At 75.2% G+C, this 20,289-nt stretch carries 20 protein-coding genes and 1 tRNA gene; 13 read left to right on the top strand and 8 right to left on the bottom strand.

Features of this window, described 5'->3' with window-relative positions:
* Positions 1–415: 415 nt before the first annotated feature.
* Complete coding sequence (locus tag LO771_RS06445; RefSeq protein WP_230649082.1) at positions 416–1,675, bottom strand: sensor histidine kinase; 1,260 nt, start codon at positions 1,673–1,675, stop codon at positions 416–418.
* 341 nt (positions 1,676–2,016) lie between these two features.
* Here LO771_RS06445 and LO771_RS06440 point away from each other — a divergent pair, with 341 nt between their 5' ends.
* From LO771_RS06440 to LO771_RS06385, 12 genes are all read left to right on the top strand, one after another.
* The gene (locus LO771_RS06440; protein WP_230648916.1) at positions 2,017–2,466 is read left to right on the top strand and encodes an NADH-quinone oxidoreductase subunit A; all 450 of its coding nucleotides are present in this window, start codon (positions 2,017–2,019) and stop codon (positions 2,464–2,466) included.
* A complete protein-coding gene (locus LO771_RS06435; RefSeq protein ID WP_230648914.1) occupies positions 2,457–3,215 on the top strand; it encodes an NADH-quinone oxidoreductase subunit B in 759 nt (252 codons plus the stop codon). Before LO771_RS06440 ends, LO771_RS06435 begins: the two co-directional genes overlap by 10 nt.
* Positions 3,212–4,420, top strand: coding sequence for an NADH-quinone oxidoreductase subunit C (locus LO771_RS06430; RefSeq protein WP_230648912.1), 1,209 nt, complete (start codon positions 3,212–3,214; stop codon positions 4,418–4,420). The genes LO771_RS06435 and LO771_RS06430 overlap by 4 nt, the downstream gene beginning before the upstream one ends.
* The gene (gene nuoH / locus LO771_RS06425) at positions 4,417–5,376 is read left to right on the top strand and encodes an NADH-quinone oxidoreductase subunit NuoH (RefSeq protein ID WP_230648910.1); all 960 of its coding nucleotides are present in this window, start codon (positions 4,417–4,419) and stop codon (positions 5,374–5,376) included. The genes LO771_RS06430 and nuoH overlap by 4 nt, the downstream gene beginning before the upstream one ends.
* The gene (locus LO771_RS06420; protein ID WP_230648908.1) at positions 5,376–5,981 is read left to right on the top strand and encodes an NADH-quinone oxidoreductase subunit I; all 606 of its coding nucleotides are present in this window, start codon (positions 5,376–5,378) and stop codon (positions 5,979–5,981) included. Before nuoH ends, LO771_RS06420 begins: the two co-directional genes overlap by 1 nt.
* Positions 5,982–6,058: 77 nt before the next feature.
* A complete protein-coding gene (locus tag LO771_RS06415; protein ID WP_230649081.1) occupies positions 6,059–6,721 on the top strand; it encodes an NADH-quinone oxidoreductase subunit J in 663 nt (220 codons plus the stop codon).
* A gap of 6 nt (positions 6,722–6,727) precedes the next feature.
* Positions 6,728–7,129 carry an NADH-quinone oxidoreductase subunit NuoK gene (nuoK, locus tag LO771_RS06410; RefSeq protein WP_230648906.1) on the top strand — a complete coding sequence of 134 codons (402 nt, stop codon included), beginning with the start codon at positions 6,728–6,730 and terminating at the stop codon, positions 7,127–7,129.
* A complete protein-coding gene (locus LO771_RS06405) occupies positions 7,126–9,258 on the top strand; it encodes an NADH-quinone oxidoreductase subunit L (protein ID WP_230648904.1) in 2,133 nt (710 codons plus the stop codon). The genes nuoK and LO771_RS06405 overlap by 4 nt, the downstream gene beginning before the upstream one ends.
* Positions 9,259–9,313: 55 nt before the next feature.
* Complete coding sequence (locus LO771_RS06400) at positions 9,314–10,900, top strand: NuoM family protein (RefSeq protein ID WP_230648902.1); 1,587 nt, start codon at positions 9,314–9,316, stop codon at positions 10,898–10,900.
* 51 nt (positions 10,901–10,951) lie between these two features.
* Positions 10,952–12,523 carry an NADH-quinone oxidoreductase subunit N gene (locus tag LO771_RS06395; protein ID WP_230648900.1) on the top strand — a complete coding sequence of 524 codons (1,572 nt, stop codon included), beginning with the start codon at positions 10,952–10,954 and terminating at the stop codon, positions 12,521–12,523.
* A 220-nt stretch (positions 12,524–12,743) separates the two neighbouring features.
* Positions 12,744–13,607: a zinc metalloprotease HtpX gene (htpX, locus tag LO771_RS06390; protein WP_230648899.1), complete on the top strand. Its 864-nt coding sequence runs from the start codon at positions 12,744–12,746 to the stop codon at positions 13,605–13,607.
* Positions 13,604–13,996, top strand: a complete 393-nt coding sequence (locus LO771_RS06385; RefSeq protein WP_230648897.1) for a YccF domain-containing protein — start codon at positions 13,604–13,606, stop codon at positions 13,994–13,996. Before htpX ends, LO771_RS06385 begins: the two co-directional genes overlap by 4 nt.
* A 30-nt stretch (positions 13,997–14,026) precedes the next feature.
* Here the strand turns inward: LO771_RS06385 and LO771_RS06380 are convergent, their stop codons facing one another.
* On the bottom strand, positions 14,027–14,515 hold the full coding sequence (locus tag LO771_RS06380) for a YajQ family cyclic di-GMP-binding protein (protein WP_230648895.1): 489 nt from the start codon (positions 14,513–14,515) through the stop codon (positions 14,027–14,029).
* 185 nt (positions 14,516–14,700) lie between these two features.
* Between LO771_RS06380 and LO771_RS06375 the strand changes: the two genes are divergently transcribed.
* A tRNA-Tyr gene (locus LO771_RS06375) sits at positions 14,701–14,781 on the top strand.
* A gap of 181 nt (positions 14,782–14,962) precedes the next feature.
* Here the strand turns inward: LO771_RS06375 and LO771_RS06370 are convergent.
* The 6 genes from LO771_RS06370 to LO771_RS06345 all read right to left on the bottom strand — a co-directional run bounded on the left by LO771_RS06370 (position 14,963) and on the right by LO771_RS06345 (position 20,256).
* Entirely contained in the window at positions 14,963–16,306 is a 1,344-nt protein-coding gene (locus tag LO771_RS06370) for a tyrosine-type recombinase/integrase (protein WP_230649080.1), read from the bottom strand.
* 95 nt (positions 16,307–16,401) lie between these two features.
* Positions 16,402–16,590, bottom strand: coding sequence for an AlpA family transcriptional regulator (locus LO771_RS06365; RefSeq protein ID WP_230648893.1), 189 nt, complete (start codon positions 16,588–16,590; stop codon positions 16,402–16,404).
* 2 nt (positions 16,591–16,592) lie between these two features.
* The gene (locus LO771_RS06360) at positions 16,593–16,772 is read right to left on the bottom strand and encodes a hypothetical protein (protein ID WP_230648891.1); all 180 of its coding nucleotides are present in this window, start codon (positions 16,770–16,772) and stop codon (positions 16,593–16,595) included.
* Positions 16,773–17,258: 486 nt separating this feature from the next.
* Entirely contained in the window at positions 17,259–18,737 is a 1,479-nt protein-coding gene (locus LO771_RS06355; protein ID WP_230648889.1) for an ATP-binding protein, read from the bottom strand.
* Between the two features lie 2 nt (positions 18,738–18,739).
* On the bottom strand, positions 18,740–19,582 hold the full coding sequence (locus LO771_RS06350) for a bifunctional DNA primase/polymerase (RefSeq protein ID WP_230648887.1): 843 nt from the start codon (positions 19,580–19,582) through the stop codon (positions 18,740–18,742).
* Positions 19,579–20,256: a class I SAM-dependent methyltransferase gene (locus tag LO771_RS06345; RefSeq protein ID WP_230649079.1), complete on the bottom strand. Its 678-nt coding sequence runs from the start codon at positions 20,254–20,256 to the stop codon at positions 19,579–19,581. Before LO771_RS06345 ends, LO771_RS06350 begins: the two co-directional genes overlap by 4 nt.
* Between the last annotated feature and the right edge of the window lie 33 nt (positions 20,257–20,289).

Genomic DNA, 20,289 nt, shown 5'->3' with positions numbered 1-20,289 from the left:
GGCGGCGCGAACGGGTCGGCGTGCCGACGCCGCGACCGGCGTCACCTCCGACAAAATGCCCATAACGGACACGCGGTCCCGGGCCCGTCCCGCACCCCGGCCGGAGGGCCGCCCACCCTGGGCGGAGCCGCTCCCGGACCCCGACCGTTTCCCTCCGGGACCGGCGGCAGCCGTGCACACCCAGCGCAAGGGCCTGCACCGACCGCCGCCGCGTCCGGGCCCTCCCCCCAGGAGGGCCCGCTCCGGCCGGGGCGCGCCCGCTGCCTGTGTGCGCCCCGGCCGCAGTACCGACCCCGGCACCCCGCGGTGGCCCCGACCCCTGCCCGCCCCGCCCCTGTGGGGCTGCCCAGGCCCGGTCCGGGTGCCCCCGCCCCGGTCCGGCCGTCCCCGCAGGACCGGGCCCGCCCGCCGCTCCTCAGCCGCGCACCGCCGTGCGGGTGTGCCAGGGGAGCTCGGCCGTCACCGTGGTCGGGCCCCCGGACGGGCTGTCCACGAGGAGCACGCCGTCGACCGCGCGGACCCGCTCGGCGAGCCCGGCCAGTCCGCCGCCCGCCTCCTCCCGGGCGCCGCCGCGCCCGTCGTCGCGCACCTGGAGCATGAGCCGGTCGCCGCTCCGCCACACGTCCACGGCGGCCGTGCGGGCGCCGGCGTGCTTGGAGACGTTCGTGAGCAGCTCGCTGACCGTGAAGTACGCGATGCCCTCCACGGCGGCCGCCGGCCGGTCGGGCAGGTCCACGGAGACCCGGACGCCGCCCGGGACCGTGCAGCGCGCGGCGACGGACGACAGGGCCGCGTCGAGGCCGCGGTCGGTGAGGACGGCCGGGTGGATGCCGCGGGCCAGGTCGCGCAGCTCCTGCAGGGCGAGCTTCACCTCGCCGTGCGCCGCGTCGACCACGCGGGCGGCCGTCCCGGGGTCCTCGGCGAGGCGCTCCCGCGCGATCCCCAGGTCCATGGCCAGGGCGACCAGGCGGGCCTGTGCGCCGTCGTGCAGGTCCCGCTCGATGCGCCGCAGGTCGGCGGCGGCCGTGTCGACGACCGTGCCGCGGTCCTCCTCCAGCTCGCGCACCCGCTCCGACAGCGGCGACGGGCTCAGCAGCGCGGCCACCAGTGCCCGGTCCACGGCCGTCAGGCCGCGCACCACCCAGGGCAGCACGGGCCAGCCCACCAGCAGCACGGCCAGCGCCACGGCGAAGGTGAGGGCGCCCCAGGGCAGCAGCACCGTGAAGTACAGGGCCGCCCGCCAGCCCTGGCCGTCGGTGAGCACGGCGGCGATCCGCCCGGCCGCGCCGGGGCGCCCCGGCAGCGGCGGGTCCGGCTCGGGGACGCGCAGGCCCAGCAGCCGCGCGGCCCGGACCCGCTCCGCCGAGGCCAGCGCCCGGCACCCCAGCAGGCCCGCGGCCAGCAGCGGCAGGCCCACCACCGTCACGGCCAGGCCGGCGCCCACCGAGACGAGGACGGCCGTGAACACGAAGCCGGCCAGGCCCACCGGCAGGCTCAGCAGCAGGTACGCCGTCGCCGCCCACGTCCGCGCCCCGTACGGGGCGTCGGCCCGGACGCCGGACCCGCCCGCCGGTCCGTCCGCTGTTCCGTCTGCTGTTCCGTCCGCCGTTCCGTCCGCCGGTCCGTCGGGCCGGGGCACCGGCCCCGCCGCCGCGCTGCGCTGCGACCCCTCCATGGCGTGCACGTCCTCTCTCCTCCGATCCGCCCGGTCCCCGCTGCCCGGCCCCCGGCCCGCGCCCAGCGACCCCGACAGCTCCAGCCTGCCGTCCCGGAGGCGCGGGGGGCCATGGGGTGGCCGCCCGGTCCGCCGGGGGGGACAGCCCCACCCCCCCGGGCGGGCCCGGGGCCTCCGCAGGCCCGGGCGGGGAGGCCCCCGTGCGCCTCCGCGCGCCGCACCGCCGGACCCCCGCCGTCCCGCACCTCGGGAGGGGTTCACGGCCCGGGGCCGGGTGCACCTAGACTCCCAGGCGTACGGAACGTCATGGCTGCGTAAAGGGACACCGAGGGACACCGATCATGGAGGCAACGCAGGCGCCCCGCACGGTGGGGCGGCTCGCGCAGTGGGCCGCCGCGTCGGCGGACGGCCCGGCGAGGGACGGCGGCTACTTCGACGCCTACGCCGCGGTCGGGCTGCTGGCCGTCGTCGGCGTGCTCTTCGTCACCGTCGCGTTCACGGCCAACCGGCTCATGCGGCCGGTGGTGCCCACGCCGGAGAAGCTGCTCGCCTACGAGTGCGGCGTGGACCCGGTGGGGGAGGGCTGGGCCCAGACCCACATCCGCTACTACGTCTACGCCTTCCTCTACGTGATCTTCGCGGTGGACGCCATCTACCTCTTCCCGTGGGCCACCGTCTTCGCCGCCCCCGGCTACGGCGCCGGGACGCTGGTGGAGATGTTCGTCTTCATCGGGTTCCTCGCCGTCGGCCTGCTCTACGCCTGGAAGAAGGGCGTCCTGGCATGGACGTGACCCCCGTCCGCACCTCCGGGACCTCCGGGACCTCCGGCGGCCACAGCGCCGGCCACGGCCACGGCCACGGTGCTCCGGCCGGCGGCCCGGTGCCGCTCGGCATCCCGGACCCCGCCCGGCCCGGCGCCGCCGTCGAGCAGCGCCGCCTCGGCCCGCTGGCCCGGCTCGCGCCCGACCCGGTCAAGGTCGTCCTCAACTGGGGCCGCCGCTACAGCCTGTGGTGCTTCAACTTCGGCCTGGCCTGCTGCGCCATCGAGTTCATCGCGGCCTCGATGGCCAAGCACGACTTCATCCGCATGGGCGTCATCCCCTTCGCCCCCGGGCCCCGCCAGGCCGACCTGATGATCGTCTCCGGCACCGTCACCGACAAGATGGCGCCCGCGGTCAAGCGCCTCTACGAGCAGATGCCCGAGCCCAAGTACGTCATCTCCTTCGGCGCCTGCTCCAACTCCGGCGGCCCCTACTGGGACTCCTACGCCGTGACCAAGGGCGTCGACCAGATCATCCCCGTGGACGTCTACGTGCCCGGCTGCCCGCCGCGGCCGGAGGCACTGCTCCAGGGCATCCTCAAGCTCCAGGAGAAGATCGCCGGCGAGTCGCTCGCCGAGCGGTACGCCGACGGCCCCGACGCCGCACCGGCCGCCCCCCGCGTCCCGGACGCGGCGCTGCGCCGCCCGCTGGTCGGCGGCCCGGGGTCCGGCCCCGCCGCCGGCGCGTCCGGCGCCCCGCGGTCCGGAGCGGACCGGTGACCCGCGAGCGCACCCCGGAGGAGGTGGCCGCCGCCGTCGGACCGTGGGCCACCGCCGAGGAGACCTACGAGCTGCTCACTGTGGACGTCCCCGCCGAGCACTGGACCGACGCCCTCACCGCCGCCCGCGACACCCTCGGCCTCGCCTACTTCGACTGGCTGAGCGCGGTGGACGAGCTGGCGGAGGGCTTCTCCGTCGTCGCCCACCTCGCCGCCGTCGGCGGGGCGGCCCCCGTCCGCCACCTGCTGCTGCGCACCCGCGTGCCGCGCGACGCCGCCTCCCTGCCGACCGCCACCGGCGTCTACGCCGGTGCGGGCTGGCACGAGCGGGAGACCCACGAGATGTTCGGCATCGGCTTCACCGGCCACCCCGGCCTGGCGACGCTCCTGCTGCCCGACGGCTTCGAGGGCCACCCGCTGCGCAAGGAGTTCGTGCTCGCCGCCCGGGTCGCCAAGGCGTGGCCGGGCGCCAAGGAGCCCGGCGAGAGCGACCACGGCGAGGGCCAGGCGGCGGGCCGCCGCCGGATGCTGCCGCCCGGCGTGCCCGACCCCAACGAGTGGGGACCGCTCAAGGGCACCCTGCCCCCGGCCCCCGAGCGGCCCGCCCGCGGTGCCCGGGCGGGTGCCGCGGGACGCGCCGCCGCAGGCGCGGCCGGCGCCGCAGCGCCGGGCGAGCGGCCGGTACGGGCGGACCGCCCCCGCCGCGCCCGCAGCGTCAGCGAGGGCTCCGCCAGCCAGGCGGCCCCGGCCGCCGGGCCTGCGACCCAGGCCGACGGCGACGCCGCCCCCCGCCGGGAGCGCCGCCGCACGCCGGACGCGCCCTGGCAGACCGCCTCGGAGCCGCCCGCGACCGCCTCGGAGCCGCCCGCGACCCCCGTGGAACCCCGGGTGCCCCGGCCCCCGGTGGACCCCGCGGTCCCGGATGCCCCGGCCGAGCCCGGAGTCCCCGCAGCCCCGCAGCCCGGCCCGGCGCCGCAGGCCGCCCCCGGGCCCGCCGCGCCCGGCATCCCCGGCGCACCCCGCACCCCTGCCGGTGCGGAGGACACGGCCGAGGCCGACGCCCCGGAGGGCACCGGCGCCGGCGGCGACCCCGCCGCCTCCGACGCCCCGCACCCCGAGGCCGATTCCCGCCCCGACCCCGCATCCCGCCCCGACCCCGCATCCCGCCCCGACCCCGCATCCCGCCCGGACGGAGACAGCGCATGACCCTGCTCGACGCGCTGCTCCGCTGCGTCGCCGTCCTCGCCGTGTTCCTGGTGTTCCCCCTGGTCATCGGCCAGACCGAGCACAAGGTGATGGCCCACATGCAGGGCCGCCTGGGGCCGATGTACGCCGGCGGCTTCCACGGCTGGGCCCAGCTCGTCGCCGACGGCGTGAAGTTCGCGCAGAAGGAGGACGTGGTCCCCGCCGAGGCGGACCGCCGCGTCTTCCAGCTGGCCCCGGCCGTCGCCCTGCTGCCGTACCTGGTCGTGCTGATCGCGATCCCGGTCGGACCGCACGGCCTCGTCGGCCAGGCGGTCGACGCGGGCCTCTTCTTCGTCCTCGCCGTGATGGGCGTCGGCGTCCTCGGGTCGCTGATGGCCGGCTGGGCGTCCGCCAACAAGTTCTCCCTCCTCGGCGGCATCCGCACCGCCGCCCAGCTGATGTCGTACGAGCTGCCGATGCTGCTCGCCGCCGCCTCGGTGGCCATGGCGGCGGGCACGCTCTCCCTGTCCGGCATCGTCGACGCCTTCCACTGGTGGTGGGTGCCGTGGCAGGTCGTCGGCGGGTTCGTCTTCTTCACGGCGGGCCTCGCCGAGCTGCAGCGCCCCCCGTTCGACATGCCGGTCGCCGACTCCGAGATCATCTTCGGCGCCTACACCGAGTACACCGGACTGCGGTTCGCCCTCTTCCTCCTCTCCGAGTACGCGGGCATCCTCGTCCTCTGCGCGCTGACCACCGTGCTGTTCCTGGGCGGCTGGCACGGGCCGTTCTCCGACGGCCTGGGCTGGCTGTGGACGCTGCTCAAGACCTTCGCCCTGGCCTTCGTGGTGATCTGGCTGCGCGTGACCTACCCCCGGCTGCGCGAGGACCAGCTGATGCGGTTCGCCTGGACCGTCCTCATCCCGCTCTCCCTCGCCCAGCTCGCCCTCACCGGCGTCGTCAAGGTGGTGATCTCCTGATGGCCCCCCTCCCCGGCCGCGGCCTGGCCAAGGGCCTGGCCGTGACCCTGCGGACGATGACCCGCAGGTCCGTCACCGCGCAGTACCCGGATGTCCAGCCGGAGCTGCCGCCCCGCAGCCGCGGTGTGATCGGGCTGCTGGAGGAGAACTGCACGGTCTGCATGCTCTGCGCCCGTGAGTGCCCGGACTGGTGCATCTACATCGACTCCCACAAGGAGACGCTGCCCGCCGCCGACCCCGGCGCGCGGGCCCGCACCCGCAACGTGCTCGACCGCTTCGCCATCGACTTCTCGCTCTGCATGTACTGCGGGATCTGCATCGAGGTCTGCCCCTTCGACGCCCTCTTCTGGTCGCCGGAGTTCGAGTACGCCGAGACCGACATCCACGAGCTGACCCATGAGCGGGACCGGCTGCGCGAGTGGATGTGGACCGTCCCCGCCCCGCCCGCCCTGGACCCCGCGGCCGAGGAGCCCAAGGAGGTCGCCGCCGCCCGCAAGACCGCGGACAAGCAGGCGGCCGCGGCCGCCGCGGCGCGGGAGGCCGCTGCGGCGCCCGCCGCCGTGTCCCCGTCCCCGGACAGCGCAGAGGAGCAGCAGGACTCGTGACCGCCCCCGTCCTCGGCCCCGGCCTCGCCGCCGGACCCCTCGCCGCCGGCTCCCTCTCGTCCCAGGGCCACTCCTTCCTGTCCCCGACCGGGGTCGAGATCGTCTTCGTCCTGGTCGGCCTCGCCGTCCTCGGCGCCGCCGTGCTCTCCGTCACCACCCGGCAGCTCGTCCACGCCGCCCTGTGGCTGGTGGTGGCGCTCGGCGGCCTCGCCGTCGAGTTCCTCCTCCTCACCGCCGAGTTCATCGCCTGGGTGCAGGTCCTCATCTACATCGGGTCCGTCGTCGTGCTCGTCCTCTTCGGCCTGATGCTGACCAGGGCGCCCATCGGGCGCTCGCCGGACGCCGACTCGCGCAACCGCCCCGTCGCCCTCGGCACGGCCGCGGCCGCGGCCGCCACCCTGGTCACCCTCGTCGTCGACGCCTTCCGCACCACCTGGGTCGACCTGGACGCCGGGACCGGCAGCGCGAGGGCGACCGGGTCCAGCCTGTTCCGGCACTGGGTGCTGCCCTTCGAGGCGCTCTCCGTCCTCCTCCTCGCCGCCCTGGTCGGCGCCATCGTGCTCTCCCGCCGCGACGGGGACCGCACCCCGCCGCGCCCGCCCCGCCCCCGGCCCGGTCGGGCCGTCTCGGCTGCCCGCCGGACCCCGGCCGCCCCGGTCGCCCCGACCGCGACCCCCGCCGCCCCCGGGACCTCCGCGAACCCCGCGACGAACCCCGCGACACCCCCGCAGGAGCGCTGACCGCCGATGCACCTCGCCTATCCCGCCGTCCTCGCCGTCCTGCTCTTCAGCGTCGGCGTCTACGGCGTGCTCGCGCGGCGCAACGCCGTCCTCGTGCTGATGTCCGTCGAGCTGATGCTGAACGCCGTCAACCTGAACCTGGTGGCCTTCGACGTCTGGCTCCGCGACACCCTCCACGCCGGCCAGGCGCTCACCCTGTTCACCATCACCGTCGCCGCGGCCGAGATCGGCCTCGGCCTCGCCGTCGTCCTCATGGTCTTCCGCAACCGCGGCACCGCCGACGTGGACCGGCTCCGCGACCTCGCCGAGAACGCCGAACCCGCCGACGGCGCCGACGACGCCCTCCCCGCCGGGCACCCCGGCCCCTCCCGGGCCGCCGACCAGGAGAAGGGCCGGGCCGCCGCATGACCGTCACCCTCGCCGCGCTCGTCCCCGCGCTGCCCGCGCTCGGCGCCGCAGCCGGCCTCGCCGCGGGCCGCCGCGCGCCCGGATTCGTCCGGCCGCTCGCCGTCCTCCCCGTCGCCGCCTCCGCCGTCCTCGCCCTGCTGGTCGCCCTCGACCTCGGCACCGGCCGCACCCTGGACGCCGCCACCCGGCTCACCCCCACCGGCGGCCCCGCGATCGACCTCGCGATCCACCTCGACGGGCTGGCCACCGCCATCGCCGTGCTGGTCGGCACCGTCGCCACCTGCGTGCAGGTGTACTCCACCGCCTACCTGCGCGACGACCCCCGCTACCCCTCCTACGCGGCCCTGGTCTCCCTCTTCACCGCCGCGATGATGCTCGTCGTCTACTCCGGCGACCTCATCGTGCTGCTGGTCGGCTGGGAGGTCATGGGCATCTGCTCCTACTTCCTCATCGGCCACCACTGGGAGACCGCGGACGCCCGCTCCGCCTCCCTCAAGGCGTTCCTCGTCACCAAGCTCGGCGACGTGCCGTTCCTCTTCGGCCTCTTCGCCCTCGGCGCCGACGCCGGCACCTTCCGCATCAGCGGCGTCCTGGACGCCGCCGCCCACGGGCACCTCGGCCACCCCACCCTGGTGGCGCTGCTGCTCCTCGCCGGCGTCGCCGGCAAGTCCGCCCAGTTCCCGCTCCACACCTGGCTGCCCGATGCCATGGCCGGCCCCACCCCGGTCTCCGCGCTGATCCACGCCGCGACCATGGTCGCCGCCGGCATCTACCTGGTCGCCCGCCTCCTCCCGGTCTTCCTGCTCTCCGCCGCCGCGCTCGTCGTCCTGGCCGTCCTGGCCGCCGTCACCATGGTCGGCTCCGGCCTGTGCGCCCTCGCCCAGGACGACCTCAAGCGCGTCCTCGCCTACTCCACCGTCGGCCAGCTCGGCTACATGGCCGGCGCCCTCGCCTCCGGCGACCGCGACGCAGCCGTCTTCCACCTCCTCGGCCACGGCTTCTTCAAGGCGCTGCTCTTCCTCGCCGCCGGCGTCGTCATCCACGCCGCGCACACCAACTCGCTCACCGCCATGTCCCGCATGCCCGGGCTGCGCCGCCGCGTCCCCGACGCCTCCTGGACGATGGGCATCGGCCTGGTCGCCCTCGTCGGCCTGCCGCCCCTCACCGGCTTCTTCACCAAGGAGTCGGTGCTCACCGCCGCCGAGCACGCCGCCACCGGCGAGGCCCTCACCCGCGGCCTCGGCCCCGCCGACGCCGTCCCCGCCGCCGCGGGCTGGATCGTCCTCGTCGCCGGAGCGGTCACCGCCCTGCTCACCGGCGCCTACGCCACCCGGCTCTGGCTGCTGGCCTTCCACGCGCCCGCCGCCCGCCCCGTCGTGTCCGCCCTCGCCCCCGACGACGCGGCCGGCGGCCGCGCCGCCGAGCCGCACGCCATGCGCTGGCCGCTGTGGGTGCTCGCCGTCCCCACCCTCGCCTTCGGCGTCGCGGGCCTGCGCACCGACTGGCTGCCCTCCCTCCTCGACGGGGGATCGCTGCGCCCCTCCTCCGACACCGCCGTCCTCGGCACCGGCCTCGCCGCCGCCGGCGTCCTCGTGGCGTACACCGCCTGGCGCGCCGCCTCCCGGCAGGTCGCCCGGGCCCAGGCCGACGCCGCCAACACCGCCCTGGAGCGCGCCGCCGCCGAACACGCCGTCCGCCCCGCGGGCACCCAGGCCGCCCCCGAGGAGACCCCGGCCGACCTCGCCGCCGACCTCCCCCCGGCCCGGCCCGCCGGCGCCCCGCCCACCCACGAGGCCATCGACGCCGCGATCGCCGCCGCCGAAGCCGTCGCCCTCACCCCCGACCCGGCCCGCACCCTGCTCGGGCCCCTCCTCACCCCGGCCACCCGCGGCTTCGGCCTCGACCGGCTCTACGCCGCGGTCTTCGCCGCCCCGACCGCCGCCGCCGCACGCCTGGCCCGCTTCCTCGACCGCGAGGTCGTCGAGGGCTACGTCCAGGGCAGCGGCCTCGGCGCCCGCCTGCTCGGCGCCGCCGTCCGCCGCGCCCAGAACGGCAACGCCCAGGCCTACCTCGGCGCCCTGCTCGCCGGGGCCGTCGTCCTCGCCGTCGCCGTGGCGGTGGGCACATGACCGGCCGCCCCGCCACCGCGCCCGCAGCACCAGCCCCCCTCACGGAGACCGCCCGGTGAACGCCGTCCTCATCGCCCTCCTCCTGCTGCCGCTGCTCGGTGCCGCCGCCACCCTCGCCCCGCGCGCCTTCGGCGCCGACCCGGAGGTCCGCGGCCGCCGCGCCCTGCGCTTCGGCACCGCCGTCACCGGCCTGGTGCTGCTCCTCGCCGTCGCCCTCGCGGCGGGCTTCGACCACGGCGACCCCGGCCGCATGCAGGCCGTCACCGACGTCCGCTGGATCCCCGCCCTCGACGTGCGGCTCCACCTCGGCGTCGACGGCGTCTCCCTGCCGCTGCTCGTCCTCACCGCGCTGCTCACCTTCCTCTGCGCGCTGTACTCGACCCGCCGCCTCCCCGACGGCCCCGGCACCCCCTCCCCGCTCGCCTTCACCGGCCTGCTGCTCCTCCTCGAGGTCGGGATGCTCGGCACCTTCGCCGTGCTCGACCTGCTGCTCTTCTTCCTCGCCTTCGAGGTCGTGCTCATCCCCATGTACTTCCTCATCGCCCGCTGGGGCGGGGAGGGGCGCGGCCCCGCCGCCAACCGCTTCATCCTCTACACGCTGCTCGGCTCCGCCGTCATGCTGCTCGGCCTGCTCCTGCTCGGCAGCGAGGCCGGCACCTTCGACATGATCGCGCTCGCCGCCCGCCACGGCGACGGCCTCTCCCGCACCACCCAGGTCACCGCCGCCCTCGCCATCGGCCTCGGCCTCGCCGTCAAGGCCCCGATGTGGCCCCTGCACAGCTGGCTGCCCGACGCCCACACCGCCGCCCCCACCGCCGGGTCCGTGCTGCTCGCCGGCGTGCTCCTCAAGATGGGCACCTACGGCTTCGTCCGCGTCGTGCTCCCCGCCACCCCCGACGGCGCCGCCGCCCTCGCGCCCTACCTCGGCGCCCTCGCCGCCGTCGGCATCGTCTACGGCTCCCTCGTCTGCCTCGCCCTCGCCCGCCCCGGCGCCGGGGGCGACCTCAAGCGGCTCATCGCCTACTCCTCCGTCGGCCACATGGGCTTCGTCCTGCTCGGCATCGCCACCCTCACCCCCACCGGCGTCAACGGCGCGCTCTTCGCCAACATCGGCCACGGCCTCATCACCGGACTGCTGTTCTTCCTCGTCGGCGCCGTCAAGGACCGGTACGGCACCGCCGACCTCGACCGCCTCGCCGGGACCGGCACCGCCACCGGCGCCGCCCTCTACGGGCGCGCGCCCCGGCTCGGCGGCCTCCTCGCCTTCGCCGCCGTCGCCAGCCTCGGACTGCCCGGCCTGGCCGGCTTCTGGGGCGAGCTGCTCGCCATGTTCGGCTCCTTCCACCCCGCCGCCGGGCTCTCCCGCCCCGCGTACCTGGTCTTCATGGCCCTGGCGGGCCTCGGCACCCTCCTCACCGCCGCCTACCTGCTCACCGTCGTCCGCCGCGTCTGCATGGGCGACCCCGCGCAGGCCCCCCGCACCGACGCCGTCCCCGCCACCGCCCCCCTCGCCGACGTGCGGGGCTACGAGGCCGCCGCCTGGAGCCCCCTCGCCGCCCTCACCGTCGTCGCCGGGCTGTGGCCCGCCGTCCTCCTCGGCCTGTCCGCCCCCGCGGTCAAGAGCCTCCTCGGAGGCGGCTGACCCGTGCCGCTCCCCAGCCTCCCCGCCACTCCCACCCCCGGGCAGCCCGCCATGACCGAGACGCTCAGCCTCACCGACCTCGCCGTGTCGCACGCGGGCGCGCTCATCCAGTCCGTCGACTGGACCGCGATCGCCCCTCCGCTCGTCGCCGCCGTCGCCGCGCTCGCCGTGCTGGTCGCCGACCTCTTCGTGCCCGCCCGGCGCAAGCAGCTGCTCGGCTGGGGCACCGTGGCCGCCCTCGCCCTCGCCCTGCTCGCCCTCGTCCCCCTGCGCCACGGCGACCGCGCCACCTTCTGCCTGAAAACCGTAGCGGGCACCACCGACAACGCCGGCTGCTCCTACGTCGCCGACCACTTCGCGCTGGTCTTCCAGCTGATCGCCCTCGGCGGCGCCCTGCTCACCGCGCTGCTCTCGCTGCACACCGTCGACGAGGAGCGCCTCCCCGGCGGCGAGTACTGGTTCCTGCTGCTCTCCAGCGCCGCCGGGGCCGCCCTGCTCCCCGCCTCCCGCGACCTCGCCACCCTCGTCGTCGCCCTGGAGACGGTCTCGCTGCCCGCCTTCGCCCTGGTCGGCCTGCGCCGCGACCGCCTCGGCGGCGAGGCCGCCCTCAAGTTCTTCCTCTCCTCCGTCACCGCCACCGCGGTCATGCTGCTCGGCGTCGGCTTCCTCTACGCGGCCGGCGGCACCCTCCACCTCACCGCCCTCGCCGACGGCCTCGACCGCGCCCCCGCGCAGCTGCGGCACCTCGCCGAGGCCGGCGCCGCGCTCACCCTCGTCGGCTTCGCCTTCAAGGTCGCCGCCGTCCCCTTCCACTTCTGGCTGCCCGACACCTACACCGGCGCCCCCGTCCCCGTCGCCGCCTACCTGTCGGTCGTCTCCAAGGCCGCCGGACTCGCCGGGATCGCCCTGGTCACCACCCTCGCCCTGCGCCCCTACGCCCCCACCTGGGGCCTGCTGCTGGCCGTCCTCGCCGCCGCCACCATGACCGCCGGCAACACCGCCGCGCTCCGGCAGCGGCCCGACGCCCCGCGCGGCGCGGTCCGCCTCCTCGCCTGGTCCTCCGTCGCCCAGGCCGGGTACCTGCTGGTGCCGCTCGCCGCCGCCGGGTACGGGCACAGCGGCAGCAGCCCGCTGGGCGCCACCGCCGCGTACGCCCTCGTCTACGCGGTGGTCAACCTCGGCGCCTTCGCCGTGGTCGCCGCCGTCGGCCGCACCGCCCCCGGCAACCGGCTCGACGACTACCGCGGCCTCTTCTCCCGCCGCCCCGGCGCCGCCCTCGCGCTCGCCTTCGCCCTGCTCTGCCTGGCCGGCCTGCCGCCGGGCGTGGTCGGCGTCTTCGCCAAGGTCGTGGTCTTCCGCGCCGCGATCGACGGGGGCCTCGGCTGGCTCGCGGTCGTCATGGCCGCCAACGTCGTCGTGGCGCTGTACTACTACCTGGCCTGGACCGCCCGCCTGTTCGCCCCGGCCCCCGCCCCCGAGGCCGGCGCCGAGGGCGCCGCGGCCCGGCCGCCGCGCACCCCGGCCCCCCTGGCGGCTGCCGTGGCGCTCACCGCCGCCGCCGCGGTCGTTCTCTCGGCCGCCCCGCAGCTCGTCCTCCGGGTGGTCGACGCGGCGCTCTTCTGAGCCGCCCCCTCCTCCCCGCGGCCGCCCGGGCCGCCCCGGACCGGCACCCGCCCCGTCCGGGCCGCCCCGGGCCCGCACCCGCCCCGGGCCCGCACCCGCCCCGTCCGGGCCGCCCCGCTTGCGCGGGGCCCGCCCGCGGGGGAGAAGGGAACCAGAGCAGCGCGTCCCCGCGTTGACCCGACGAGAAGGCTTCCCCGTCGTACGTCTTGGAGGGCCGTCCGTGCACCGCCAGCACAACGGACTGAGGACCGCCGTCCTGCTCGGCGCCCTCTCCGCGCTGATCATCCTGATCGGCAGCTTCTTCGGCCGCACCGGCCTGCTGGTGGCCGTCGTCGTCGCCCTGGGCACCAACGCCTACGCCTACTGGAACAGCGACAAGATGGCCCTGCGGGCCATGCGCGCGCGCCCCGTCAGCGAGATTGAGGCGCCCTGGCTCTACCGCATCGTCCGCGAGCTCTCCACCTCGGCCCGCCAGCCCATGCCGCGCCTGTACATCTCGCCGACCCCCGCCCCCAACGCCTTCGCGACCGGCCGCAACCCGCGCAACGCCGCGGTCTGCTGCACCGAGGGCATCCTCGGCATCCTCGACGAGCGCGAGCTGCGCGGCGTGCTCGGCCACGAGCTGAGCCACGTCTACAACCGCGACATCCTCATCTCGTCGGTCGCCGGCGCGCTCGCCTCGGTGATCATGTTCCTGGTGAACTTCGCCTGGCTGATCCCGGTCGGCCGCAGCGACGACGACGAGGGCCCGGGCCTGGCCGGCATGCTGATGATCGCGATCCTGGGCCCGATAGCGGCCTCCCTGATCCAGCTCGCCGTCAGCCGCTCCCGGGAGTACCAGGCCGACGCCGACGGCGCCCGCCTCACCGGCGACCCGGCCGCCCTCGCGAGCGCCCTGCGCAAGCTCGACGCCGGCACGAAGCAGCTGCCGCTGCCCCCCGAGCCGCAGCTCCAGACGGCGAGCCACATGATGATCGCCAGCCCGTTCCGGCCCGGTGAGCTCGGCTCGCGCCTCTTCTCCACCCACCCGCCGATGGCGGAACGCATCGCCCGGCTCGAGCGCATGGCGGGGTACCGGTCATGAAGACACTGCTGAACGTGATCTGGCTCGTCCTCTGCGGCTTCTGGATGGCGATCGGCTACGTGGTCGCCGGCGTGATCTGCTGCATCCTGATCATCACGATCCCGTTCGGGATCGCCTCGTTCCGTATCGCCGGCTTCGCCCTGTGGCCCTTCGGCCGCACCACCGTGGAGCGGCGCGACGCGGGCGCCGGGTCGCTCGTCGGCAACATCATCTGGATCGTCGTCGCCGGCTGGTGGCTGGCCCTCGCCCACATCACCACGGGCATCGCCCTGTGCCTCACGGTCATCGGCATCCCGCTGGGCATCGCCAACTTCAAGCTCATCCCGATCTCCCTGCTGCCCCTGGGGCGGGAGATCGTCCCCACCGACCGGCCCTTCGCCACCCGCTGAGCGGCGCCGGGCCGGCGGTGCGGCGACGGGTCAGCGGTAGTTGACGAACTGCAGGGCGAAGTCCAGGTCCTTGCCCTTGAGCAGGGCCTGGACGGCCTGCAGGTCGTCGCGGCTCTTGGAGGAGACCCGGAGCTCGTCGCCCTGGATCTGGGCCTTCACGCCCTTGGGGCCCTCATCCCGGATGATCTTCGAGACCTTCTTCGCGTCCTCCTGGGAGATGCCCTCCTTGATGGACGCGGAGATCCTGTACTCCTTGCCGGAGAGCTGCGGCTCGCCGGCGTCCAGCGCCTTCAGCGAGATGCTCCGCTTCACCAGCTTGGTCTCGAAGACGTCGAGGATCGCCTTGACGCGCTCCTCGGAGTTGGCCTTCATCTCGATCTTCTCGCCCGACCAGGCGATCGAGGCGCCCACGTTCTTGAAGTCGAAGCGCGTCGCGATCTCGCGGGAGGCCTGGTTGAGGGCGTTGTCGACCTCCTGCCGCTCGACCTTCGAAACGATGTCGAAACTGGAGTCGGCCATGCTGTGGGTTCTCCTTGGCGGTGGTACGTCACTGGCTGGGACCAACCCTATCGACCGGGGCCCCCGGGGGCGCCCGACGAGCCCGGCCCGGTCGACCCGCCCGTGATCAATGGAGTGGCGGAGCACCCCTGGGCATCGGGTATTGTTTACGTCGTCGAGCGGGGCTCAGCCCGGCAAGACGACCCGGCGGGTTGCCCGAGCGGCCAAAGGGAGCAGACTGTAAATCTGTCGCGCAAGCTACGCAGGTTCGAACCCTGCACCCGCCACTTGCAACAAGAACGGCCCCTGATCAGCGGAAACGCGGTCAGGGGCCGTTCTCGTTCCCGGGTCGGCCCGACGGTGGCCTGTGGGCCGAATGGGTGTTTTTGTCCCGGCTTGTCTCACCTGAATTTCGGTGCTGACCAGTGCGTGTGGGGCATCCGTGGGGCAGCGTCGGGCGAGCCTCGCCTACTGCCCCCACTTCTCCAGGGCCTGCGAGATCCGCTGGTTGGCCTGGGCCGTCGCCCCGTCCAGGCACTTCGCGTAGACCCGCAGCAGCACGGCGATGCTGTGGCCCGCCCGTCGGGCCACCTCCGCCGGATCCACCCCGGAGTTCAGCCACAGGGAGACCGCTGCGTGGCGCAGGTCGTACGGCCGGGAGGCGAGGGGAGAGGCCACCTGCGCCGGGGTGAACACGCCTTCCCGGGCCCTGGCCCAGACGACGCCGTAGCCGCTCTCCTGCACGATGCCGCCCCGCGCCGTTCGGAACAGCCGGCCGTCCGGCCCGGTCCCGTGGAGTTCGATGTGCCGGCGCAGCAGGTCCACCAGGACCGGCGGGATGGGGATGCTGCGGGTCTCCTTGCGAGGGCGCCACTTGAGCCCGCGCTGGTCGTGAGCGGCGCCGCCGTCGGTCCAGGAACGGCCCACACGGGGCCGTGAACCGTCGATGACCAAGTTCCCCCAGCCTTCGGCGGGGAGGTCGCAGTTCGGCGCGCGAAGCCACACGGCCTCGGCCGGCCGCAGCCCGGCGTGGTAGAGGCAGCCGAAGAACGCCTCCAGGTGCACGCCTCGCTTCCCCTGGGCCCGGACGGCCTCCAGAAGCTCGCGCGCCTGGCGCGGGTTGACTACGCACGCGGGCTCTACCTGCTCCACCGCGGGGGGAACCTTCCACTGCACTTGTGACAGCGGATTGTGCGGCAGCCGTCGGGCCTCCACCGCGTAGCCCAGGGTGTGGTGAAAGATGGCGCGCTTCCTGCGGACCGTGGAAGGTGCGGCCGGCTTCCCGTCCAGGCGCAGCGTGAAGGCGGTGAGCACCCGCCGCATCAGGAGCGGGTCGTCCAGCGCGCTCATGGGCAGCGCGTTGCGGTCGACCCATTCCAGTGCCTTGCGGAGCTCCTCCGGCGGCTCGTCCCGCCAGCGGTTGACGTTGAAGGCCCAGCCGTACAGAGCAGTGCGGAGTACCGCGGGCTCCGGCATCCCGCGGTGGGAGGAGACCATCACGGGCGTGGCGGTGGCCAGGGCATCGGCCAAGGTGGTGCGCGTCTTCGCGGGCGAGGTGGGCCACTGCATCTCGATGTAGTCCCGGGCGTGGACGTACCAGCTCACGTCGTCGCGCGCCCGGATCTCGGACATGGGGAGTCCGCTCAGTTCGTCGAACGGCTCCCCGGCCCGGATCGCCCGCATCAGTTCAGCCCGGCGGCCGTCGGCCAGGGTCTTCGTGCGGAAGGTGGCCGAGTGGGCCGTGCCGCCCACCTTCCAGCGCAGTTCGGCGGAGGTCTGGTTGCGGTCGGTGCGCTGCCGGATCGCCCACATGCGGACGTCATAGGTCGGCTTGGCCAAGGTGGTGGATCTCCTCTCGAAGGCGGGGCCCGGCAGGCGCCGGGCCCCGCGATGCTGGTCCGCCCAGATCAGGCGGCGGTCTCCGCCCGGCTGGCCCACCAGGCGTCCAGGTCGGCGCGGTGAATGCGGATATGCCCGTTGGGGAGGGTGTGGATCCTCGGGGCCTGCCCGCGGGCCCGCATGCGGTAGAAGGCGGCGCGGGACATGCGGATCTCTTCCAGTACCTCGGAGAGCTTCAAGGACTCCGGCTTGGCCATGCTCAGGTCTCCTTCGGGAGGTGCTGCTCGGCGGGCGGGGTGGTGGTGAGGTAAAGCCGGACCAGACGGGAGGGCGGCCGGTCGGGGTAGGGGCGGCTGGTGTCGAGGATGTCCACGACGGTGGCGAGGGCGGCGGCGGTGCGACGGCACTCGTCTTCGGTGCCGTGCAGGCGGATGCGCACGGTCTCCCTTCGGGTGTGGCTTGCCTTGGCGGCGTCGGTCGGCGCCTGGCAGGCGGCGCCGGAGACCCGTACCTGTCCGAGGTGGGGATTTCTGCGTCACCGCGTCATCAGCGTCACCCGGGCCTCTGACCTGCGGTGTTGGGTGCCGCAGCGGCAGGGGCCTGCGTCACCGGCGCGTCACCGGCTGCGTCACCGTGACGCGGCCGGTGACGCAGATGACGCAGGATGACGCAGGCGCGGCCGTCTGCGTCACCCCCCTTTGCCGCAGGTCAGGGGCCGTTTTTCGGCGCCGGTGACGCAGGTGACGCAGCGTCTTCCTACTTAGGAAAAAGAGGGGGTCTCTGTAAGTGGTAAGGCCCGCTCAGAGCGGAGAGAAGGAGCCGCTGCGCGGCGCGACTCTGGGGCGGCTCCGCCGCCGAACAGCAAGAGGAGCACGCGCCGTGCGGACGCCGGTGCTCTTCTTGCCTTTCGGGCGGCGGCCCGGGGCTAGAGCAGCGGCGGCTGCTCGTGCGGGGGCGCGGTGGGCGCCGGTCGGGCCATCTCCAGGTAGCGGCCCTCTTTCGTTCGGCCGGACTCAATGAGGACGCCGCGGGCGGCGAGGGTGGGTTGCAGGCGTTTGAGGCGGTCGGAGAGGACTTTGCCGGTGGTCGGCCAGCCCTTGGGCAGGGGGCGGCCGTCGTCGCCGCTGTAGAGGCGGCTGAGGCAGGCCAGCCATTCGGTGGAGGTCATGCGCTGCGCGGTGCCGGGGTCGAGGGTGTCGGCGTGTCTGAGGACGGTCTGGGCGAGGAGGTCGCCCTCGATGACGTCGTCGTTGAGGTCGTCCAGGCTGGCCCGGTAGGCGGCGAGCGCCCCGAAGCCGGTCGCGGCGTCGAGCTGGGCGCACAGGTGGGCGAAGTCGGCCATCCGCAGGTCGGTGGGGGTCTCGGCCTCGGCGGCGCGGACCTTGACGGTGAGGTCGAGGAGGGAGCCGAGGATGACGGGCAGGGCCTGGGCGTACTCCGCCCACAGCTCCGCCTCGGTGCGCCGCACGCGCGGGCGTTCCAGGCGCAGGGGCAGGAGGCGTTCGGCGAGGTCGGGGCGGATGACGCCGACGTCGATGCCGGTCAGCAGCAGGGGGCGGCGGTAGCGGGCGCGGAAGACGTCGCCGTCGGTGAACAGGGCGCGTTTGACGTTCTCGGCTCCGGTGACGATGCAGCACATGGCGTCGGAGAGGTCGGGGGTCATGTGGGAGAGGTTGTCCAGGGCGGTGACCCATCCGGCGGCGACCGCGGCGATGAGGTTCTCCTCGTCCTTCGGCGCCCGGCGCAGGTCGCCGCTCATGCCCTCGATGACCCGCACGAGCATCCGCCCGCCGGTGGACTTCCCCGCGCCCTGGGGGCCGGTGAGGAAGGGGGCGGGGACGGGCACGGACGGGCCGAGGCAGCCGATCAGCCAGGCCAGGGCCAGGCACTCGGTGGCGGCGCCGCCGAAGTTGCACAGCCGCAGCAGCAGGTCGATGCCCTTGCCGTCGGTGTCCTTCGCCGGCAGGGGCAGCTCTCCGGTGAGCTGGGTGCGGCGCCAGCACACCTCACGGGGGTCGGGGGTGCGGATGTCCCACCCGGTGGGGTGGATGCGGACGGACTGCCCATCGCTGCGGCCGAGGTCCAGCCAGGTGGCGCCGTCGAAGCCGGGGGCGACGCGGATGTGGACGGCTTCGGTGTCCTCGGTCAGGGCGAGGGCTTCGATCAGGTCGAGGGCCTCTTTGAGGGCGGTGCCGTTGAAGACGCCGAGCCCGTCCTTGTACAGGCCGACCATGAGTTCCTGGCGGTGGCTGCCGGTGGTGCCCTGGGAGCGGATCGGGCGGGCCACCGGGTGGCCGTTCCTCTGGGCGTAGACGGTGCCGTCGGCGGTGCGGAAGTAGCGGAAGTGCGCTTGCGCGTAGTCGGCGATGACCTCGCGCGCGGGGGTCTTCTCGTCCTCGGACATGGTCACAGTCCCAACCGGGTGCGGGCGTTGGTCCAGGCGTCGGCGCAGTGCCGGGGCGACTCGCCCCTGGCCTGGGCGGCGGTGAACAGCCGCGCGGTGTGCGCCTGGGTGAGGCAGCCGCACCGGCCGTGGGTGGAGAGCACGGCGAGGAAGGTGCGGTAGACGGTGGCGTGCACCGCGGCGGCGGCCTGGGTGATGCGCTGCTCGGCCATGGCGATGCCCCGCTCCAGGTAGGCGGGCGTGCGGTGCGGGCACCGCCCGCCCCCGGCCGGCACCGGCACGGCGATGCCCTGCCGCACCGGACCGGCCATGGGGGATTCCTTCACAACCAGCGCGCGGACGGCTGCGGGCAGGTCGGCCAGGGGGCCGGTGCCGGGGCCGAGCCAGCGGGCGTAGGACATGAGCGACTTGAGGTCCACCCCGGGCCGGACGTTGTTGGCCGGGGCCATCGCGCCGCGGTAGATCCAGTGCTCCCCGCGGGTCGTCGGCACGGTCCGCGTGGCCGGCAGCGCCTCGCGGGCCCAGGCCATGGCCGCCGCATTGTCGAGGTCCACCACGGTCAGCCCGGCCCCGCCGGGGTGGTAGGCCACGGCCGCGGCCCGCCGCCAGGCCGAGGCCCAGGCGCCAGAGGCGATGACGCCCGGGTCGGTGGTGGCGGCGGCCCACGCGTGGCACGGGGCCGGGCAGGAGCAGGGGCCGGGGGTCTTCATGGCGGGCCGGCCGCCGCAGGCGCCGCGGGTGCAGGCGGGGCAGTTCCCGAACGGGACCTTGCCCGCGCGCAGGGGCAGCACCGGCAGCCCGGCCGCGGCCAGCTCCAGCGCGGTCTGCAGGTGGACGGTGCTCATGCCGCCGCCTCCCGGAGGGTGCCGGTGAGGTGCGCGGCGGCGCTGCGGCCGATGAAGCGGGTGTAGGCGGGCGGGATGCACTCGCGGATGCCGTCGCGGTTCATCCAGGGCACGCCCATGACGCGGCGGGCGAGGTCGACGCCGGAGAAGTTGCCGACGAACTGGCCGTAGTGGCCGGGCGGGATGGGGCGGCCCATCTTGGCCTGCGGCGCGGTGTGCCCGGGGTGCGGGGGCTGGGGCAGGCGGAGTCCTCCGCCGGCTTCGAAGTAGCGGTGGCGGTAGGTCTCCAGGCCGAAGGCGGCTCCGCAGAGCATCACGGGGCCGCGCAGCTTGGGCAGGGCGCCCCGGACGTTCTCGATCGCCCACGGGCGGCCGGTGGCTTCGAGCGCTTTGCGGGTGGGGGTGATCAGGTCGGGGTGGTCGTTGCCCTGGATGCGCTGGCAGTCGCTGTCGTGCTGGCAGGGCGGGGAGGCGTGGATGAAGTCGAACTCCGTGCCGTGGGCGCGGATGAAGTCCACGGCGTCGGCCTGGAGGAAGGGGAAGGGGTAGCGGGGCTGGCCGGCGAGGTCGACGCCCAGCACCCGGAACCCGGCCAGGTGGTAGCCCAGGCCGGCGCCGCCCTGGCAGCAGTAGGCGTCCAGCACCGTCAGCCCGTTCCACGGCCGCTTCGGCAGCCAGGCGGCGGCGGGTCGGGCGGCGGCGAACAG

The sequence above is a fragment of the Streptacidiphilus sp. ASG 303 genome (assembly GCF_020991365.1).
Taxonomy (GTDB): Bacteria; Actinomycetota; Actinomycetes; order Streptomycetales; family Streptomycetaceae; genus Peterkaempfera.
This window is presented reverse-complemented; position numbering and strand designations above follow the sequence as displayed.

Coding starts and splice junctions, on each gene's coding strand:
- LO771_RS06385 (WP_230648897.1), top strand. CDS start 13,604: ATGAAGACACTGCTGAACGTGATCTGGCTCGTCCTCTGCGGCTTCTGG.
- LO771_RS06380 (WP_230648895.1), bottom strand. CDS start 14,515: ATGGCCGACTCCAGTTTCGACATCGTTTCGAAGGTCGAGCGGCAGGAG.
- nuoH (WP_230648910.1), top strand. CDS start 4,417: ATGACCCTGCTCGACGCGCTGCTCCGCTGCGTCGCCGTCCTCGCCGTG.
- nuoK (WP_230648906.1), top strand. CDS start 6,728: ATGCACCTCGCCTATCCCGCCGTCCTCGCCGTCCTGCTCTTCAGCGTC.
- LO771_RS06350 (WP_230648887.1), bottom strand. CDS start 19,582: ATGAGCACCGTCCACCTGCAGACCGCGCTGGAGCTGGCCGCGGCCGGG.
- LO771_RS06355 (WP_230648889.1), bottom strand. CDS start 18,737: ATGTCCGAGGACGAGAAGACCCCCGCGCGCGAGGTCATCGCCGACTAC.
- LO771_RS06395 (WP_230648900.1), top strand. CDS start 10,952: ATGACCGAGACGCTCAGCCTCACCGACCTCGCCGTGTCGCACGCGGGC.
- LO771_RS06440 (WP_230648916.1), top strand. CDS start 2,017: ATGGAGGCAACGCAGGCGCCCCGCACGGTGGGGCGGCTCGCGCAGTGG.
- LO771_RS06370 (WP_230649080.1), bottom strand. CDS start 16,306: ATGTGGGCGATCCGGCAGCGCACCGACCGCAACCAGACCTCCGCCGAA.
- LO771_RS06420 (WP_230648908.1), top strand. CDS start 5,376: ATGGCCCCCCTCCCCGGCCGCGGCCTGGCCAAGGGCCTGGCCGTGACC.
- LO771_RS06365 (WP_230648893.1), bottom strand. CDS start 16,590: ATGGCCAAGCCGGAGTCCTTGAAGCTCTCCGAGGTACTGGAAGAGATC.
- LO771_RS06445 (WP_230649082.1), bottom strand. CDS start 1,675: ATGGAGGGGTCGCAGCGCAGCGCGGCGGCGGGGCCGGTGCCCCGGCCC.
- LO771_RS06405 (WP_230648904.1), top strand. CDS start 7,126: ATGACCGTCACCCTCGCCGCGCTCGTCCCCGCGCTGCCCGCGCTCGGC.
- LO771_RS06435 (WP_230648914.1), top strand. CDS start 2,457: ATGGACGTGACCCCCGTCCGCACCTCCGGGACCTCCGGGACCTCCGGC.